General features: G+C 52.5%; 1 protein-coding gene. It reads left to right on the top strand.

Annotated features, from left to right (window positions below; all coding sequences use genetic code 11):
• A partial coding sequence (locus V6D20_08140; GenBank protein HEY9815754.1) for a hypothetical protein occupies positions 1–309 on the top strand: 309 nt, incomplete at its 5' end.
• Positions 310–1,507 lie beyond the last annotated feature (1,198 nt).

Below are 1,507 nucleotides of genomic sequence, written 5' to 3'. Positions count from 1 at the left end.
CTCCTCCTTGAGGTCGCACATGGCTTGGGCCTCCCACAGCCCCAGCTTGCCTCTATCTCCTCTAGAGTGTTTGAGGACAACAATGCTGCCCTTCAGTTGGCAGTCAACCAGCGCATCACCAACCGTACCCGCCACTACTTGGTCAAGTGGCACCACTTCTGGTCGCATGTGAAGCCCACTGATGGTGGTGACGACCCTGAGATCCGAGTCCTCCGTGTAGAGACCCAGCTTCAGGATGCAGACTACCTCACCAAGGCTCTGTCCCGCGAGACCTTTGAGGCCAACCGGCTCCGTGTCCAAGGCTGGTAGGACCTCACTGGTGGTGGTGATGTCTTTGTGCAAGACGCGGCTGGCTGCACACCTTGTTGTTGTATGTAATCATTTCAGAAAAGGAAGAACCTGTGGAACAAGTAGGGGACTAGCCCCCCTTGTCATGTGTTTGAGCATGACCAGAAGATGAATACCGAATGTGACCGAGGGAACTCTTGGGTGGAGGGAGAGTTAGAGCGCACGTGACTCCCAGTCCTGAATTGAATTTTCTGACGTGGAATACTCTTAATTTATCGATAAATTAGTGGAAAAATCTGCTGAAGAGCGTGCGGTACTAATCCAGAACATTGAAGAGTATCCGGCCCGCTGACATCAGGACCGAGCTGGCGCGATCTGACATCATCACCCCTGGTACTGAAAACACGTTCAAACTCCTGTATGTAGGGAATATCCTGTACAATGTACCAGGGTTGATGTAAGTGTTGCAAAGATACTCCCGACGACGGCACCCAAGGAGCCCTCATTTTTCCTCATTCTTCTGGTCTCACAATTCTATCTCCGAGTAGAGTTAATCAGTATTTTAGTCAAAGTTATCTTCCAACTTTATTTTTCTCTCGCTCAGTTTATCCGGTTGATTGGTGTGTTTTAACTGGTTATGAGCCCAACCTTTCAGTTAAACTCTGGACGCTTCCTCCAAGTGCCCGTCCGTATTGGTGTGACCCCCAAGGACCTGGTAAGCAACTGCAGTGCCTCCCAGTCCCTGTCCCACCAATCAATAAGCTTCCCAAGCTTCCCCAAGTGTGTGCTTCTCCAAGCATCCTGAATAGAGTCCCCCGACTCTCATCCCTTTGATCGATCCGTTGTTTTCTGTGCTCCCCAGCACAGTACGTTGAGTTTGGCCAAGTGCTTCCCAGCATTAACTATCTGTCCCCGACAAGATGACTCAAGTTCCTGGTACCCCTGAAAGTGGTGGTGGCAGCCCCTCCGGTGGCACCTCACCTCCTCCTGGTGGAGGCACCTCCGGTGGCCCCACCGGTCTTGGCACCCCTGGTGCCAACCCTCCTGGCTCTGGTCCCCCTAGTACCATTCCTCACGTCCCACCTTCAGCCAAGATGGGCCACCTTGTGAGGTATGATGGTGCAAATTATGCCGTAGCAATGGATGAGGTCCCTAACTCCTCATGGACCAGTGCTACCCCCTTTGAGTCTCCTACTCCCTTCCAGTTCCGTGGACCCCA

This window comes from Candidatus Obscuribacterales bacterium (genome assembly GCA_036703605.1).
In the GTDB taxonomy this organism is placed as follows: Bacteria; Cyanobacteriota; Cyanobacteriia; order RECH01; family RECH01; genus RECH01.
This window is presented reverse-complemented; position numbering and strand designations above follow the sequence as displayed.